Annotated in this window: 14 protein-coding genes and 1 pseudogene; 5 read left to right on the top strand and 10 right to left on the bottom strand. The window is 67.3% G+C overall.

What is annotated here, in order from left to right:
- Window positions 1-17: 17 nt before the first annotated feature.
- Entirely contained in the window at window positions 18-707 is a 690-nt protein-coding gene (locus ACQCSY_RS13070) for a FadR/GntR family transcriptional regulator (protein WP_427129378.1), read from the bottom strand.
- A 107-nt stretch (window positions 708-814) separates the two neighbouring features.
- Here ACQCSY_RS13070 and ACQCSY_RS13065 point away from each other — a divergent pair, with 107 nt between their 5' ends.
- Window positions 815-2131 carry an alpha-hydroxy acid oxidase gene (locus tag ACQCSY_RS13065; protein WP_427129377.1) on the top strand — a complete coding sequence of 439 codons (1317 nt, stop codon included), beginning with the start codon at window positions 815-817 and terminating at the stop codon, window positions 2129-2131.
- Window positions 2132-2218: 87 nt separating this feature from the next.
- On the opposite strand, the gene ACQCSY_RS13060 is transcribed toward ACQCSY_RS13065, so the two are convergent.
- Both ACQCSY_RS13060 and ACQCSY_RS13055 read right to left on the bottom strand, forming a co-directional pair.
- The gene (locus ACQCSY_RS13060; protein WP_427129375.1) at window positions 2219-2776 is read right to left on the bottom strand and encodes an ArsR/SmtB family transcription factor; all 558 of its coding nucleotides are present in this window, start codon (window positions 2774-2776) and stop codon (window positions 2219-2221) included.
- 126 nt (window positions 2777-2902) lie between these two features.
- A complete protein-coding gene (locus ACQCSY_RS13055; RefSeq protein WP_427129373.1) occupies window positions 2903-4126 on the bottom strand; it encodes an acetoin utilization protein AcuC in 1224 nt (407 codons plus the stop codon).
- A 103-nt stretch (window positions 4127-4229) separates the two neighbouring features.
- Here ACQCSY_RS13055 and ACQCSY_RS13050 point away from each other — a divergent pair, with 103 nt between their 5' ends.
- Window positions 4230-5663, top strand: a complete 1434-nt coding sequence (locus ACQCSY_RS13050) for a TrkH family potassium uptake protein (RefSeq protein WP_427129372.1) — start codon at window positions 4230-4232, stop codon at window positions 5661-5663.
- A gap of 40 nt (window positions 5664-5703) precedes the next feature.
- Window positions 5704-6342, top strand: coding sequence for a potassium channel family protein (locus tag ACQCSY_RS13045; RefSeq protein ID WP_028277721.1), 639 nt, complete (start codon window positions 5704-5706; stop codon window positions 6340-6342).
- A 46-nt stretch (window positions 6343-6388) separates the two neighbouring features.
- On the opposite strand, the gene proC is transcribed toward ACQCSY_RS13045, so the two are convergent.
- From proC to ACQCSY_RS13020, 5 genes are all read right to left on the bottom strand, one after another.
- Window positions 6389-7222 carry a pyrroline-5-carboxylate reductase gene (gene proC, locus ACQCSY_RS13040; RefSeq protein ID WP_427129370.1) on the bottom strand — a complete coding sequence of 278 codons (834 nt, stop codon included), beginning with the start codon at window positions 7220-7222 and terminating at the stop codon, window positions 6389-6391.
- Between the two features lie 417 nt (window positions 7223-7639).
- On the bottom strand, window positions 7640-8932 hold the full coding sequence (locus ACQCSY_RS13035; RefSeq protein ID WP_427135817.1) for an RNA polymerase sigma factor: 1293 nt from the start codon (window positions 8930-8932) through the stop codon (window positions 7640-7642).
- Between the two features lie 87 nt (window positions 8933-9019).
- Window positions 9020-9361, bottom strand: a complete 342-nt coding sequence (locus tag ACQCSY_RS13030; protein WP_427129368.1) for a YciI family protein — start codon at window positions 9359-9361, stop codon at window positions 9020-9022.
- A gap of 130 nt (window positions 9362-9491) precedes the next feature.
- Window positions 9492-10529: a Ppx/GppA phosphatase family protein gene (locus ACQCSY_RS13025; RefSeq protein ID WP_427129367.1), complete on the bottom strand. Its 1038-nt coding sequence runs from the start codon at window positions 10527-10529 to the stop codon at window positions 9492-9494.
- A 49-nt stretch (window positions 10530-10578) separates the two neighbouring features.
- The gene (locus ACQCSY_RS13020; protein WP_427129365.1) at window positions 10579-11055 is read right to left on the bottom strand and encodes an SseB family protein; all 477 of its coding nucleotides are present in this window, start codon (window positions 11053-11055) and stop codon (window positions 10579-10581) included.
- A 358-nt stretch (window positions 11056-11413) separates the two neighbouring features.
- Here ACQCSY_RS13020 and ACQCSY_RS13015 point away from each other — a divergent pair.
- Window positions 11414-12651, top strand: a pseudogene (locus tag ACQCSY_RS13015) (IS110 family transposase).
- Window positions 12652-12744: 93 nt separating this feature from the next.
- Complete coding sequence (locus ACQCSY_RS13010; RefSeq protein ID WP_427129364.1) at window positions 12745-12870, top strand: hypothetical protein; 126 nt, start codon at window positions 12745-12747, stop codon at window positions 12868-12870.
- Between the two features lie 62 nt (window positions 12871-12932).
- Here the strand turns inward: ACQCSY_RS13010 and ACQCSY_RS13005 are convergent, their stop codons facing one another.
- Window positions 12933-13973 carry a type IV toxin-antitoxin system AbiEi family antitoxin domain-containing protein gene (locus ACQCSY_RS13005; RefSeq protein ID WP_427129362.1) on the bottom strand — a complete coding sequence of 347 codons (1041 nt, stop codon included), beginning with the start codon at window positions 13971-13973 and terminating at the stop codon, window positions 12933-12935.
- A gap of 140 nt (window positions 13974-14113) precedes the next feature.
- A complete protein-coding gene (gene topA / locus ACQCSY_RS13000; protein ID WP_427129360.1) occupies window positions 14114-16852 on the bottom strand; it encodes a type I DNA topoisomerase in 2739 nt (912 codons plus the stop codon).
- Between the last annotated feature and the right edge of the window lie 187 nt (window positions 16853-17039).

Raw genomic sequence — 17039 nt, 5'->3', positions numbered from 1 at the left:
TGTCATGTCGACGCAGATCACGCGCCGGAGCCCGGCCCGGCCTGCGCGTAGTAGCCCTCTATGTGGCGGGCCACGAGCTCGGCCGCGCGGGCGCCGTCGTGGTTGTTGATGGCGGCCAGGATGTCCCGGTGCTCGGCGCGGAGGCTGGCTTCGGTAGCTTCCCAGTCCGGCAGCTTGGCCGTGAGTTGGCCGGCGTAATTCTGGATGGCTTCGCGCAGGGAGCCCATCATGGCGCTGACGACGGCATTGCCCGCCGCCTCGGCCAGAGCCAGGTGAAAACGGACGTCGAGCGCCAGGAACTCGTCTGCACCCGGGGCGGTGTCCATCTGGTCCAGGAGCCGGGCAGCCTCGACGAGTGCAGGCGAACCGGGCTGCGCCCGGGCCACGGCCCAGGATTCGAGGAGCACACGAGTCTGCACAATGTCCGCCACGGGCAGATGCGAGGTGGCCACATGGAAGCGCAGCGCCGAGCCGAGGGCGGACGTCGGGTCCGCTATCACCAGCGTGCCGGCGTCCGGGCCGGAACCCACGCCGGCGCGGACAACCCCCAGGGCCTCCAGTATCCGGATGGCTTCACGGACGGAGGTGCGCGACACCTGCAGCTGTTCGGCCAGCGTCCGCTCCGAAGGGAGTCGTCCGCCCAGCGCGAGCCGGCCGCTGGAGAGCTGGTTCTCGATCCACTGCAGGACAAGCTGGTGCGTACGCATGCCCCAATGATACTTGATGTGGTCGGACCACATACCCTACAGTGTGGTTAGACCACAGACGACAAGTCTGCCGCAAATCATCCGCCTGATCCGTTCCGGAGGCCACCTTGACCCGCATCGTCCAGCCCAGCAATTCCGACGTTACTTCCGCGACGGAGGCGACTGCCGGCGCGCCATCCGCTGCCCGCGCTGTTCCCGCCGCGCTGAGGCGGCGCATGCCCAAGTACTCGGACCTCGCCCCGCTGATGCAGTTCAAGAAGCCGGAGTTCAGCAAGGCCGCCAGGCTCCGCCGTGCCAGCACCATCTGGGACCTCCGCGACATGGCCAAGCGCCGCACGCCCCAAGCGCCGTTCGACTACACTGACGGCGCCGCCGAGGCCGAAATCACGCTGCACCGGGCCCGCCAGGCGTTCCTGGACATCGAGTTCCGGCCCGGAGTCCTGCGCGATGTCTCCAGCGTCGACCTCAGCACCGACATCCTGGGCAAGCCGTCCAGGCTGCCGGTGGGGATCGCACCCACGGGCTTCACCCGCATGATGCAGTCCGAAGGCGAGTACGCGGGCTCCCGGGCCGCCGAGGCCGCCGGCGTCCCGTACACACTCTCCACCATGGGCACGGCGTCCATCGAGGACGTGGCCGCCGCCGCGCCCGGGGGCCGGAACTGGTTCCAGCTGTACCTGTGGACGGACCGCGACCGCTCGCTGGAACTCATCGAGCGCGCCGCCAAGGCAGGCAACGACACCCTCATGGTAACGGTGGACACCGCCGTCGCCGGGGCCCGCCTCCGCGATGTCCGCAACGGCATGACCATCCCGCCCGCGCTGACTATCAAGACCGTGCTGGATGCGTCCTACCGCCCGGCCTGGTGGTTCAACTTCCTCACGCATGAGCCCCTGACCTTCGCCTCGCTCTCCCGCTACACGGGCACGGTCGCGGACCTCATCAACTCCATGTTTGATCCGACGCTGACGTTCGACGACCTCGACTGGCTGCGGGCAACCTGGAAAGGCAAGCTGGTGGTCAAGGGCATCCAGACCGTCGACGACGCCCGCAAGGTCGTGGACCACGGCGCGGACGGCGTGGTCCTCTCCAACCACGGCGGGCGCCAGCTGGACCGCGCCCCCATCCCCTTCCACCTGCTCCCCGAGGTTTCCGCGGCGCTGAAGGCTGACCAGACCGACGCGGCGATCATCCTGGATACCGGGATCATGAGCGGTGCGGACATCGTCGCGGCCCTTGCCCTGGGCGCGGACTTCACCCTGATCGGGCGCGCCTACCTCTACGGACTCATGGCCGGCGGGCGGGCCGGCGTGGACCGGGCGCTCCAGATCCTGGAGACGGACATGCTCCGCACCATGGCCCTGCTGGGCGTCAGCAGGATCTCCGAGCTGACCCCGGACCACGTGCGGCTGCTTCCCCGGTGAGGCCGGCTTCCCCTCCGAAGTGACTCGTAGTTGTTGTCGTTCTGAGGCCTCAAAACGACACCAACTACGAGTCAGTTGGGCTACTTCCTACGGCTTCTTACGGCCGAATTTCGGCAGGTTCGCCAGGAGGTCGGCGGCCTTAGTGGCGGCACGGCCCACCGTGCGCCCGATCTGCTGCGGCATCTTGTCCTCACCTGCCGTTCCCACGGGGATGACGACGGCGGGACTCAGCGGGCTGCCCGCGGGGCGGCTGGCAAGCGCCGCGGCTGCCGGCTGCGGGGTGGCCGGCTGCGGGGTGGCCGCGGCCACTGCGGCAAGGCTGTCCGGCGCGGCCTGAACCCTGGCGTCGGCCACGCGTACGGGTGCCGCCTCCGCTGGTGCCGGGCCGACGTCGAACGACTGCAGCCAGCTGGCGATCCCGGCGAGGGGCTTCGGGTTCAGCGCGTAGTAGCGCTTCTGGCCCTGGGCGCGCATGCTCACCAGGTCCGCTTCCCGTAGGACTTTGAGATGTTTGGAAATGGTGGGCTGGCTTGCCTCAAGCTCCTGGACCAGCTCCCCCACTGCTTTATCCCCCTTGCGAAGGGACACCAGAATGTCACGCCGGGTTGCCTCAGCAATGACGGCAAATACGTCGTCTGTCACCATGTCCTCCACACTAGCGACATATACGCCGGATGGCATCCACTATTTGCTGGCCCTATTCTCCGGCCCCTGTTCGCTGCACGGGGCGGGCATTGCCCCGGCGCCGGGCGCAGTGCTGCGGGGTGCTCGCTAGTCGAACCAGGGGTCCAGCCCGTACAGCGGGAACACTTCCCTGCGGGTGGCCATGACGGTGCGGTCCACCTCGTCGTTGGGGTCGAAGCCCACTTCCCAGGACCGCCACCACAGGTCGACGTCGTCCCCCATGAGTTCGGGGGGCTCCACCCCGAACTTGGCCCCGTACTTGTCCTTCACGTAGCTCCGCCAGTCTTCCGGGACAGGGGTGCGCGGCGGGACGGGCCGGCCGGCCGCGATCGCGATTAGGTGGCTCCAGGACCGCGGGACCACGCTGACGACGTTATAGCCGCCGCCGCCCGTGGAAATCCACCGGTTCTCGCAATAGCGGGCGGCGAGGTTGCCGACGGCGATGGCGGCCTCGCGCTGCCCGTCCACACTGATATTGAGGTGGGTCAGCGGATCCAGCCGGTGGGAGTCGCAGCCGTGCTGGCTGACAATGACCTCCGGTCCGAAGGCGCCGATGAGCTGGGGCACGACGGCGTGGAAGGCCCGCAGCCAGCCGGCGTCCCCGGTGCCGGCCGGGAGCGCCACGTTCACGGCGCTGCCCTGCGCATCCGGGCCGCCGATCTCGTTGGCGAACCCGGTGCCCGGGAAGAGCGTCAGCCCGGTCTCGTGCAGCGAAATGGTCAGCACCCGCGCATCGTCCCAGAAGATGCTCTGCGTGCCGTCGCCGTGGTGGGCGTCGACGTCGACATACGCCACGCGCCGGACCCCGCCGTCGAGCAGCCGCTGGATCGCAAGGGCGGCGTCGTTGTAAATGCAAAAGCCGCTGGCGCGGTCGCGGGCGGCGTGGTGCATGCCCCCGCCGAAGTTCACGGCACGGACCGCGGTGCCATCCAGGATCGCGGCGGCCGCCAGCAGCGAACCGCCGGCCAACCGGGCGCTGGCCTCGTGCATGCCCGCAAAGGCGGGGTCGTCCTCGGTGCCCAGCCCCCGGGCCAGGTCGGGGGTGTCGGGATCCTCGCTGACGCGCCGGACGGCCGCCACGAACTCGGCGCTGTGGACCGCGCACAGTTCCTCGTCACTGGCCACGTCCGGAGCCGACACCGTGACGTGCTCCAGATCCAGCAGCCCCAGGCTGCCGGCCAGCCGCGCCGTGAGTTCCATGCGTTCGGGTGCCATCGGGTGCCCGTGACCGAAGTTGTAGGCGGTCATGGCGGGATCCCACACCACCGTCGTCGGCAGCGAGGTCTGAGCGAGCCCGGGCAGGAATGTCATCAATCACAGGCTACCCGAGCGTGGTGGGCGCTCCCCCGTCATTGCGCGGGGTTTAGTGGTTTACTACTGGAGGAAGAAGTTTCAACCGAGGAAAAGCCACCCCATGACGCAAAGCCAGTCGAGGTCCACGAGCCCGGCCAGCTGGCACCCCGGCACGCCGGAGCGGGACGGCCTGTGGATCTTCACACGCCTGCGCGACTTCATCGACCACATCGCCAACAGTTCCCCGGCACGCCTGACACTGACGACGTTCGGTGTGGTGATCGTGGTCTTCACGGCCCTGCTCTCCCTGCCGATTGCCTCCGCCACGGGTGAAGTCACCCCCCTGCACCAGGCTCTCTTCACCGCGGTGTCCGCCGTCTGCGTGACTGGCCTGACGGTGGTGTCCACCGCCGTGCACTGGTCCTTCTTCGGCCAGCTCATCATCCTGGTCGGCATCTTCGTCGGAGGCCTCGGCACCCTGACACTGGCGTCCCTGCTGGCGCTCATGGTCAGCAAGAAGCTCGGTGTCCGCGGCAAGCTGATCGCCCAAGAGGCCATGAACAGCGCCGGCCGGCTCGGCGAGGTCGGCACCCTGCTGCGGATCGTCATCGTCACCTCCGTCGCGATCGAGGGCGCCCTGTCGCTCGCGCTCGTGCCGCGGTTCCTGGCCCTCGGAGAGAGCTTCGGCGAGGCCGTCTGGCACGGGATGTTCTACGCGATTTCGGCCTTCAACAACGCCGGTTTCACGCCCCATTCTGACGGGATCGTCCCCTATGAGACCGATCTGTGGATCCTCATCCCGCTCATGGTCGGCGTCTTCCTCGGCAGCCTGGGCTTCCCTGTGGTCATGGTGCTTCGGCAGAACGGGCTGAGGTGGAAGAAATGGAACCTGCACACCAAGCTGACCATCCAGGTGTCCCTCATCCTGCTGGCGGCCGGCACCGTGCTCTGGGGGCTCATGGAGTGGGACAACCTGCGGACCATCGGCGGCATGGACGCGGGCGACAAGATCACGCATTCGCTGTTCGCGTCCGTCATGATGCGTTCCGGCGGCTTCAACCTCGTGGACCAGAACCACATGGATTCCACCACCATGCTGCTCTCCGATGCCCTCATGTTCGCCGGCGGCGGCTCGGCCTCCACGGCCGGCGGCATCAAGGTGACCACCATCGCCGTGATGTTTCTGGCGATCGCGGCCGAGGCCCGCGGCGACACCGACGTGAAGATCTACGGGCGCACCATCCCCGAGGGGACCATGCGCGTGGCCATCTCGGTCATCGTTGCCGGCGCCACGCTCGTCTCCGTCTCGGCCTTCCTGCTCCTGCAGATCAGCGGCGCGTCGCTGGACCGGGTCCTGTTTGAAACCATTTCCGCCTTCGCCACGGTGGGCCTGAGCACCAACCTCAGTGCCGAACTGCCGCCGTCGGGGGTGTACGTCCTCGCCGCCCTCATGTTCGCCGGGCGCGTCGGGACCGTCACCCTTGCCGCCGCTCTGGCCCTGCGCCAGCGCCGTCAGCTGTACCACTACCCGGAAGAGAGACCGATCATTGGCTAGTTCCTCAGGCGCCGTCAACCGCCCCGCCCACAATGCCCCCGTGCTGGTGATCGGGCTGGGCCGTTTTGGCGCATCCACCGCAGAGCAGCTGGTCAAGCAGGGCCGCGAAGTGCTCGCCATTGAACGCGACCGCAGTCTCGTCCAGAAGTGGGCCAGCGTCCTGACACACGTCGTGGAAGCCGACGCCACCAATATCGACGCCCTTCGCCAGCTCGGCGCGCAGGAGTTCAGCTCCGCCGTCGTGGGTGTGGGGACCTCGATCGAATCCTCCGTGCTGATCACGGTCAACCTCGTGGACCTCGGGATCGAGCACCTCTGGGTCAAGGCCATCACGCCCTCGCACGGCAAGATCCTGACCCGGATCGGCGCCAACCACGTAATCTACCCGGAAGCGGACGCCGGCGTCCGGGCAGCGCACCTGGTGTCCGGCCGGATGCTGGACTTCATCGAGTTCGACGACGACTTCGCGATCGTCAAGATGTACCCGCCGAGGGAGACCGTGGGCTTCACCCTGGACGAGTCCAAGGTCCGCTCCAAGTACGGCGTCACGATTGTGGGCGTGAAATCCCCGGGCGAGGACTTCACGTATGCCCGGCCTGAGACGAAGGTGTCCTCACGGGACATGCTCATTGTTTCGGGCCACGTGGACCTGCTGGAGCGGTTCGCCGCGCGGCCGTAGCACCCCCGGGCCGGCGGGGACTTCCGGGGGCTTCCGGGCACGTTCCTCAGGCGAGCTGCTTGGTGATCTCCGCTGAGCGTGCGGCGGCGGCGCGGGCGCCGTCGGCGATGATCCCCGGCAGACCGCGCTCGTCGAACGTGACGATGGCGCGTTCGGTGGTTCCGTTCGGGCTCGTGACCGCCTTGCGCAGCGCCGTCGGATCCGCGCCGGGCTCGGCGAGCATGAAGCCTGCGCCCGCGACGGTTTCACGCGCCAGTAGCAGCGACAGCTCCGGGTCAAGGCCCAGTTCGACGCCGGCCGCCGCCATCGCCTCGGCCAGGTAGAACGCGTACGCCGGGCCCGAGCCGCTGATCGCGGAGAGTGCATTCACCTGTTCTTCGGGGACCTCGACGACCGTGCCGACGGCGGACAGGATGTCCTTGGCCTTCCGGAGCTGTTCGGCGGAGCAGCTGGTGCCCGGCGACAGGGAGACGACGCCGCGGCCCAGTCTCGCCGGGGTGTTGGGCATGGTGCGGATGACCGGCTGGCCGGCCGGAAGGGCCGCCTCCAGCTGCTGGAGCGACACCGCCGCGGCCACGCTGATGACAATCGTGTCCGGCGAGAGCGAACCGCTGATCTCCCGTGCCAGGTCCGCGACGCCCACGGGCTTGACGCCCAGGATCACGACGTCGGAGCCCGTCACCGCCTGCCTGTTGTTGTCCGGCTCTTCTTCGCCCGCAATGGCAGTAATGCCGTGATGCCGTGCGGCCAGCTCGGCGGCGCGCTCGGCACGGCGGACGGTGGCGACTATATCCGCGGGATCGTGGCCGCCCCCGATCAGGCCGCCCAGAATTGCCTCGTTCATTGACCCACAGCCCAGGAATGCGATTCGGTTGCTCATGCCCCCATCATTGCAGTCCGGCGCGATTCCCAGCCAGTTCACATGTTCAGTGCAGTCTGTTCACAAACTCGGCCGCTAGCGTGGAAGGCACCTCATTGAGGGTGCGAGTGATGCGGCAGACATGCGGATGTCTGCCCGGCACCGGTGGTCTGCAGCGGGATTCCCCCATTATCCCGTAGCGGAGCGCCGGTGCCTTCGCCGTTAAACGGCGTCCCTGCGGCCGACGCGGCGGTAGCGTCCCGCATTGCCAGCCAATGCACAGGCAAATCCCCCGGTGCGCCCATGAACGGCCTATAGCTTTGGAAATGCCTCAACAGGTGCGAGTGATGATAGTCGGCCCCTCCGGGACCGGCGGTGCGCCGGGCGGCTGCAGCAGACTTCCCCCAAGTCCTTCTGCAACCGCCCGGCATTTCTCGCTTAAGGCCGTTCCTGGCCACGGTCTCCAGATTCCAGCTGCAGCAGTCTCTCCTGCAGGAACCGGCGTTCAGCGGCACTGCCGGCAAGGGCGACGGCGGTTCGGTAGGCCGCGGCGCCCGCCGCATAGCGGCGCAGGCGCACCAGGAAGTCGGCGCGGACGGCGTGGAAGACGTAATAGTTTTCCAGTCCCAGGCCCTCGATCGCGTCCAGTGCGGCTTCCGGCCCCGCCACCTCACCCAGGACAACAGCGCGGTTGAGCGCAACCACCGGTCCGGGCGAGACGGCCAGGAGCTGATCGTACAACCGGAGGATCTGCCCCCAGTCCGTTGCCGCGGCAGTCGCAGCGTCGCTGTGCACGGCGTTGATGGCTGCCTGAAGCTGGTAGGGGCCGGGCCGGTTCCGGCGCAGGCATTGACGCACCAGCTCCTGGCCTTCGGCGACCATCGCGCTGTCCCAGCGCGTCCGGTCCTGGGAACCCAGCAGCACCAGGCCGCCGTCGGGCGTGAAACGCACGGTGCGCCGGGACTCAATCAACAGCATCAAGGCCAGGAGACCCGTCACTTCCGGTTCGTCAGGCATCAGCGTAGACAGCAGCCGGCCAAGCCTGATGGCTTCCGTGCAAAGGTCCTCACGGGCCGGGCTGTCCCCGGAGCTCGGGCTGTAGCCTTCGTTGAAAATCAGGTAGATGACGGCCAGCACCGATTGCAGCCGCTCCGGCAGCTCGGCGCCCTGCGGCACCCGGTAGGGGATCTTGGCATCCCGGATTTTCGCTTTAGCCCGGACCAGACGCTGGGCCATGGTGGTCTCCGGCACCAGGAAAGCGCGGGCGATCTCCACCGTCGTCAATCCGCCCAGAAGACGCAGCGTCAGGGCCACTTGGGCGCCCGTGGCCAATGCCGGGTGGCAGCACGTGAAAATCAGCCTCATCGTGTCGTCCTTCACTTCGTCATTTCCTGCCAGCTCATCCAGGAACAACTCCTCCGCGGCGGGCGCGGCTTCGCCGCCGGATAGGGACGCCTGCAGCAGGGCCGCCTGTGCGTGCTTGTCCTTGCGCGCAGCCTCCCTCCGCAGCCGGTCGATGGCCCGGTGGCGTGCCGTTGTGATGATCCAGCCCGCCGGGCTGGGCGGGATGCCGGCCGAGGGCCAGCGTTGGACCGCGGCCGTGAACGCGTCCTGGACGGCGTCTTCGGCGATGTCGATGTTGCCGAAGATCCGGGTCAGGACCGCCACTGCACGGCCGTATTCCTGCCGGAACACGCGGGCGACGTGCGCCTCGGCGGCGGGCTCGGGGATCCGTCCAGGGCCTGGTCCGCCGCCAGGGGCGTTGAAGGCATCGGCGTTCACGGCCGGGTCGTTCACAGGAGTGGCTCCGCCCGGCGGCTAGTGCTGGAAGGGGCGCACTTCGACGGGAAGGGTGGTGGCACTGGCCAGCTTGCGCGCCCAGCCGAGGGCCGCGTCCAGGTCTTCGGCTTCGATGACCGTGAAGCCGCCGAGGTGCTCTTTTCCTTCCGTGAAGGGCCCGTCCGTGATGAGGACCTCGCCGCCCTGCGGCCGCAGCACGGTGGCGGATTCCGCCGGATGGAGCCCGGCGGCGAAGACCCAGGCCCCGGCAGCCTTCAGCTCGCGGTTGAGGGCCTCCAGGTCACGCATGATCGGTTCAAAGATCTCCGGCGCCGGTGCTGGTCCGTCCGGCTGGTAAATGCTGAGTAGGTACTGCGACATTTTGGGTGCCTCCTTGTCGGTTCAGCCGGCACGGTACCGGCCTCTCAGCTACTACACGAACGGAATCCTTCCGGATCGACACCTTCCCGTCCACGCGGCCATTCTCCGCGGTCGGCGGGTCGGCGATAAGTCAGGCAGTCCGGGCAACCACCGCGCTGGATCCCGCCCCGCGGGTCCCCGGCGACTGCAGTTCGGGCGGGGGCGTCTGGGTCACATGGGGTGCGGGATCGAGCGGGCCGTCGAAGACCAGCTGGTCCAGGCGGCGCAGAATCAGCCCCTCGCGGAGCGCCCACGGGCAGATTTCCAGACCCGGGAACTCGAACAGTTCCAAGGCCGCTTCGGCCACCAGGGCGCCGGCCAGCAGCTGGGGCGCCCGGGCCTCGGACACTCCGGGAAGGTGGAGCCTGTCCTCGATCTCCATGGCCGAGATGCGTTGTGCCCACAGCCCCAGGTCCGTGGCGAGCAGCTCCCGCTTGACATAGGGGCCGGCGGCGCTGGGGGCTGCCCCGGCGATCCTGGCCAAGGACCGGAAGGTCTTGGACGTGCCCGCCACGAGGTTGGCCCGGCCCTGCTTCTCGAAGCTGCGCACGGCGGGCTTGAGCGTGGCGCGGATGTAGCGGCGCAACTCCTTCACGCTTTTGGCCGAGGGCGGGTCCTCGGGCAGCCAGTCGCGGGTCAGCCGGCTTGCTCCGAGCGGGACGGACATCGCAAGCTCCGGGAGCTCGTCCTGTCCGAAGGCCATTTCGAAGGAGCCGCCGCCGATGTCCAGGTTCAGGATGGGTCCTGCGCCCCAGCCGTACCAGCGCCGGACGGCGAAGAACGTCATGGACGCTTCTTCGCTGCCTGTCAGCTCCTGGAGCGTGACGGTGGTTTCATGCTTCACCCGGGCCAGAACTTCCGGGCCGTTGGTGGCTTCACGGATGGCCGATGTGCAGAAGGCGAGGAGGTCGTCGGCCTTGTGTTTGGCGGCGAATTCCCACGCTTCGAGGACGAATTCGATCAGTTCATGCTGGCCGGCGTCGTTGATGTTGCCGTCCCCGTCGAGAAACTGCACGAGGGAGAGGGGGCGTTTGTGCGAGGCGAAGGGGACCGGGCGGGCGCCGGGGTGGGCGTCGACCAGCAGGAGGTGGACAGTATTGGAGCCGATGTCGAGGACGCCTAGACGCATGCTGCCATTATTCCCCCGGTGCAGCGGCTGACCTAACCGCCACGTGGCGTCAGGCTTGGTCGCCGTCCTGCGCGTGGACGTCGGCCGGCTCTTCGTCGGGGGTGTCGGCCGGCTCGTCGGCGGGCTTGAAGTCGCGGCGGATGTTGGCCACGCCTTCCGGGTCGATTTCGAAGCCGAAGGCAGCGCCCGGGTTGATGACCATGCCGAGTTCGTCCCCGAGGTTGCCGATGATCGCGGCGCCCTGCGTTCCCAGCACGTTGGGAGCGGCCGTCAGGTACTGCGCGGCAACGCGGCTCGGATGCGAGAACACGGCCAGGACCGGCTGGCCAGAGGAGTTCGCGAGCACGAGCGGCTCGACATGGGCGTCGGGCCCTTCGAGGGCGTCGGAGCTGACCACGTAGACCTCGCTGTTGAGGAAGGCCAGGATGACGTCCACCGGGTTGGCGTCCGGCTGCTCACCCCGGGCGAGCTTCTCTTCGAGGTCGTTCAGCGGCTGCATGTCCAGGGGCGCGGGCTGTTCAGTCATGTTCCTACTCGATCATGTCCCGGAGCCCTGTGCAATTCTGCGGCCCGCTCGCGGGTTCCCTGCGGGCTAGCGGTCCAGCGTCGCTGCCGCGCCGTGGTGGGAGAAAGTTCGCGGTTGCCTCGCCTCGGGCTCTGGCCGCGGATGTGGGTTTGGGCAGATCATGGAGGTGTCTGCCACGGTGGACGCCGGTTCGTCTATGGTGCTGTGGTTGAGCCTGTGGGCTAGCGTGGCGCGGAGGGCTTCCACGGGAACCGTGGATTGTTGCCTTTGGAGCACGAGTGTTAGATTCCTCTGTTTTCCCTGTCCTCCCCGCGGCAGTCACCACCATGGTGAAATCGAGGTGTCGGGAGGAACAGTCATGGATATCGTGCACGAGCGGGCTGCCGGTTTGGACATTTCCAAACGCGACGCGAAGGTCTGTCTCCGGCTGCCCGGGCAGCGGGCCGGGACCTACACTTCCACGGTCACTACCTGGGGCGCGACCACGGCGCAGATTCTTGCGCTGCGGGACTTCCTGGAACGCGAGCATGTCACCACGGTCGTCATGGAGGCCACCAGTGATTACTGGAAGCCCTTCTTTTATCTTTTGGAGGACACCCTGCCGGTGATGCTGGTCAACGAGAAAGCGGCACGGAACATCCCGGGCCGCAAAACCGATGTCTCCGACGCGGCATGGCTGGCCCAGCTGGGCGCGCACGGCCTCCTGCGCGGTTCCTTTGTCCCGCCGGAACCGATCCGTGAACTGCGGGACCTGACCCGGGCCCGGGCGATTGCCACCCGTGACCGGACCCGTGAAATCCAGCGCCTGGAGAAGTTCCTGGAAGGCTCAGGCATCAAGCTCTCCTCCGTGGTCGCGGACCTCACCGGGGTCTCCTCCCGGGCGATGCTCGAGGCCCTCATCAGGGTGAACGGGATCCCGAGGTCCTCGCCGGCCTCGCCAAAGGCACCCTCCGGTCCAAAATCCCCGAGCTCGTGGATGCGCTGACGGGCCGTTTCAAGGCACATCACGCGTTCATGGCCCGGCTACATCTGGACCAGGTCGATGCCCAGTCCAGCATCATCGACGCGCTCACCGGGCGGATCGAGGAGGCGATGGAACCCTTTCGTGCCGCCAGGGAATTCCTGGCCACCATCCCCGGAGTCTCACTCAAAGTCGCCGACGTGATCATCGCCGAAACCGGGGCGGACATGTCCGTCTTCGAATCCCCGGGCCGGCTCGCGTCCTGGACCGGCGTCTGTCCCGGTTCCAACGAATCGGCCGGCCGGATCAAATCCGCCCACATCCTGCCCGGCAACAAATACCTCAAGGCAGCCCTGGGCATCGCGGCCCTGTCCGCGTCCCGGTCCAAGAACACCTACCTGGCCGCCAAATACCGGCGCATCGCCGCCCGCCGCGGACCAATGAAAGCCATCGTCGCGGTGGAGCACTCCATCCTCAGCGCGGTCTGGCACATGCTTGCCGACGGCGAATGCTACGCCGACCCCGGCGCGGACCACTTCACCCGCCTGGACCCGGTCAAAGCAAAAAACAACGCCATCAAGAAGCTCAACAGCCTCGGCTTCAACGTCACCATCACCCCGGCCACCGCAGCCTGACCAACCCTACTTTCGTATTAGACGTGTGCACCCGCTGAGCCGGGACGGAACCCGCGAGCCGCTCATGGTTTCAAGACCTCAAGCAGCCTGGTCTTGAACTCCCGCTCCCTGAACAGGTCCCGCCACTCGATCCGCACGACCCGCCAGCCGAGCAACGCCATCAAGAAGCTCAACAGCCTCGGCTTCAACGTCACCATCACCCCGGCCACCGCAGCCTGACCAACCCTACTTTCGTATTAGACGTGTGCACCCGCCGAGCCGGGACGGAACCCGCGAGCCGCTCATGGTTTCAAGACCTCAAGCAGCCTGGTCTTGAACTCCCGCTCCCTGAACAGGTCCCGCCACTCGATCCGCACGACCCGCCAGCCGAGCTCGACCAGGGCCTTTTCCCTGCGCCGCTCCTGGAATACTGCCTCGGCGGTGGGGGCATACTCAAAGTATTTGCGCCGGCCATCAAACTCCAGGGCCACCAGTCGTTCCGGCCACGCGCAATCCAGGCGGAAGAGCCCCAGCCTGGTCCGGACTTCGAACTGTAGCTCCGGCGTAGGCAGCTGCAGCCGCCGGATCAGGTCCCTCGTGAGGGTTTCGCCCGGTGACTCGGACCGCGCGTCGCTGTGAGTCAGCACCTTCCGGAGGTTTCCGACGCCGGATGCGCCCCGGAGTTGGGCGCATTGCCTTTCCAGCTCCTCCCGGCCGGCACCCAGACGAAGGGCATGGTCCATGAGGATCAGCCCTTGGCGGTAGTTCAGGACGAGACAGCAGTCCACCGCCGTGCGCTCCAGGGACGTAACCCGGTAGCCCTGCAGTTGGACGACATCCAGGGCAGGAAGCGCGCGAGTGTGGGCAACGACGTCGCCGGCATGCCCGCCGGACGAGGGCAGGAAGGGCACCGTGAGGTGGATCCTGTCATCCACCTGCCAGAGGTACAGGCCATGCAGCCTGGCCGCCGAGGTGTGGCTGAAGACGTACGATCCGTTGGAGGAGATGAGCGTCCGGTGGGCGTAGGCGTCAATTCTGGTCCGGGAACTGCTGTCCTTGTCCAGCGAGGCCCAGAAAATAGTCCGGACGTAGCAGCCGCGCCGGAGCTTCAAAAGGGTGCCGGCGTCGGACAGCCGCCGGATCTGCCGGGCTGAGATGCCGCGATCCAGCAGCTCCTCGGTCCGCCAGATATTGCCCGAAGCGGGCAGGATGGCGGGCAGGGAAGCCGGCGAAAGGACTACTGCGGCGGAGGGAGCGCTGGTTCCGGCCGGGAGGCGCGGTCCGGCGGATTCGGCCCAAACAGCGGCCAGCGGATCCTCGGCGTCGGCGTCGGCGCGTTTCATAGTGCCAGCCTCCCGTAGGCGGAGGGCGCCGACCAGCCGGGAAAAGGGCTATGTGCACAACGGCTCGCGGGGTCCGTCCGCCGTCGACGTCTCCACACGTCGAGCAGGGACGGAGCCCGCGAGCCAGGCCAGGGTTGGAGCTATTTCTTGGCGGTGGCCTTGCGGGCCGGAGCCTTGCGCGTGGTGCTGGTGCGCTTGACCGGGCCCTTGGCGCGCTTCTCCGCGAGGAGTTCGACGGCGCGTTCCCGGGTCAGTTCCTCCAGCGCGGTGTCACGCGGCACGGTGATGTTGGTGATGCCGTCGGTGATGTACGGCCCGAAGCGGCCTTCCTTCACCACGATGTTCTTCTCCGAGACCGGATCCGGACCGAATTCCGCCAGTGGCGGCACGGCGGCACGGGCACCGCGCTGCTTGGGCTGCGAGTAGATCTCCAGCGCCTGCTCCAGCGTGATGGTGAAGATTTCCTCTTCCGAGCCGATGGACCGTGAATCCGTGCCCTTCTTCAGGTACGGGCCGAACCGGCCGTTCTGCACCGTGATCGGGTTGCCTTCGGCGTCCTGGCCGAGTACCCGGGGCAGGCTCATGAGCTGCAGGGCCTCGTCCAGGGTGACGGTGTCCACGCCCATTGACGCGAACAGGGACCCAGTGCGCGGCTTGGCCTTGACGGGCTTCTTCGGCGGCTTGGGCTTGCCGTTCTTGTAGTACTCCACCGGCTGGTTGGCGAGCTGTTCCTCAGTCATTTCCGGGATGATCTCCGTGACGTAGGCGCCGTAGCGGCCGTTCTTGGCCACCACGGTGTGCCCGGTGTGCGGATCCGCGCCGAGCACGCGCTCCTCCGGGGCCGCGGTCTCCATGAGTTCAATCGCCTTGGCGGCCGTGAGCTCATCCGGGGCGAGGTCCTCGGGGACGTTGGCGCGGGCCGATTCCACCACCTCTCCGGTCTCCGGATCCACCGTGGCGATGGAGCTTTCCAGGTACGGGCCGAACTTGCCGACACGCAGGGTGATGCCCTCCGTGATGGGAATGGAGTTGATCTCGCGGGCGTCGATCTCGCCGAGGTTGTTCACGATGCTCAGCAGGCCGGGATCGGAGTCCTCACCGAAGTAGAAGTGCTTGAGCCAAGTGGAGCCGGCTGCCTGGCCGTTGGCGATTTTGTCCAGGTCGGCTTCCATGTCGGCGGTGAACTCGTAGTCGACGTAGTCATGAAAGTGCTGTTCCAGGAGCCGGATCACGGAGAACGCGATCCAGCTCGGGACCAGCGCGGAACCCTGCTTCCGGACGTAGCCCCGGTCCTGGATGGTGGAGATCGTGGAGGCGTAGGTCGACGGGCGGCCAATGCCCTTCTTTTCCAGTTCCGCGGTGAGCGAGGCTTCCGTGAAGCGCGGCGGCGGGGAGGTCTCGTGGCCGACGGCGACGACCTCCGAGGCGGTCAGGGAATCGTCCTTGGCCACGTTGGGGAGCCGGCGGGCTTCCTCGGACTCGTCATCCCCGCGGCTTTCGTCCTTGCCCTCTTCATAGGCGGCCAGGAAGCCGGGGAAGGTGATGACGGTGCCGGAAGCGGAGAACTCGGCGTCGCGTCCATCGGCCGCGCCACCTACAGTCACGGCGCCGAGGCGGATGGTGGCGGTGGAACCCTTGGCATCGCCCATCTGCGAGGCGACGGTGCGCTTCCAGATGAGCTCATAGAGCCGGAATTCGTCACCGCGGAGCTGCTTGGCCACCTGGGCCGGGGTGCGGAAGGAGTCACCGGCGGGGCGGATGGCCTCGTGGGCTTCCTGCGCGTTGGCCGCCTTGCTGGTGTATACCCTCGGGGACTGGGGCACGTATTCCGGGCCGTACAGCTCGGACGCCTGGCGCCGGGCGGCCGTGACCGCCTCGTCGCTCAGCGCGGAGGAGTCCGTACGCATATAGGTGATGTAGCCGTTTTCGTAGAGGCGCTGGGCGACCTGCATGGTGCTCTTGGAGGAGAAGCGCAGCTTGCGGCCGGCTTCCTGCTGCAGGGTGGAGGTGGTGAAGGGCGCGGCAGGGCGGCGGGTGTAGGGCTTGGTGTCGACGGAGCGGACGCGGAAGTCGGCATCCTGCAGCCCGGCTGCCAGGGAGGTGGCGAGTTCCTCGTTCAGGTGCACCGAGTTGCGCGAGGTGAGGACGCCGTCGTCGTTGAAGTCACGGCCGCTGGCCACCTTGGCGCCGTCAACGGCCGCCAGTTTCGCCTTGAAGGATCCTGAACCGGCGCCGAACTGCCCTGTCAGGTCCCAGTAGGAGGCAGCCTTGAACGCCATGCGCTCACGTTCACGGTCCACCACCATGCGGGTCACCACGGACTGCACCCGGCCGGCGGACAGCCCGCGCGCCACCTTGCGCCACAGCACCGGGGAGATCTCGTAGCCGTAGAGGCGGTCCAGCACACGCCGGGTCTCCTGGGCGTCAACGAGGTCCTGGTCCACGTCGCGCAAGTTATCCATGGCGCGGTGGATGGCTTCCTTGGTGATTTCGCCGAAGGTCATCCGGTACACCGGGACCTTGGGCTTGAGTACTTCCAGCAGGTGCCACGCGATGGCCTCGCCCTCGCGGTCCCCATCGGTTGCGAGATAGAGAGCGTCGGCATCTTTGAGCTGCGCCTTGAGTTCGGCGACCTTTTTCTTCTTGTCCGGGGACACCACATAGTAGGGCTTGAAGTCGTTTTCAATGTCGACGGCGAACTTGCCCAGCGGGGTCTTCTTCAGTTCCGCGGGGAGCTCGGAGGGCTGCGGAAGGTCGCGGATGTGACCGATGGAGGCCTCGACGATGAAGCCCTCGCCCAGGTACTTGGCGATGGTCTTGCTCTTGGCGGGAGACTCTACGATCACGAGTTTCTTGCCGGTTTTGGCCTTGCTTGGCACGGTGCTCCTACAGAAAAAGGTTGCTCGGGCAGATGCGCCCATACCCGCCTAGTTCACCATATTTTGCGGGATCCCGCGCATCCGTGTGGAAATCGGGGGCTTCCCGCCGTGACTTCCGGACGTAACGAGGCGCCCGTCCGTGGCGGCCGGGCGGCCACCCGAGGGGCCAGCCGAGGGGCCTCATTCC

Origin of the sequence: Pseudarthrobacter sp. S9 (genome assembly GCF_050156545.1) — a bacterium.
Taxonomy (GTDB): domain Bacteria; phylum Actinomycetota; class Actinomycetes; order Actinomycetales; family Micrococcaceae; genus Arthrobacter.
The sequence above is the reverse complement of the archived record's forward strand: the minus strand, read 5'-3'. Positions and strand labels throughout refer to the sequence as shown.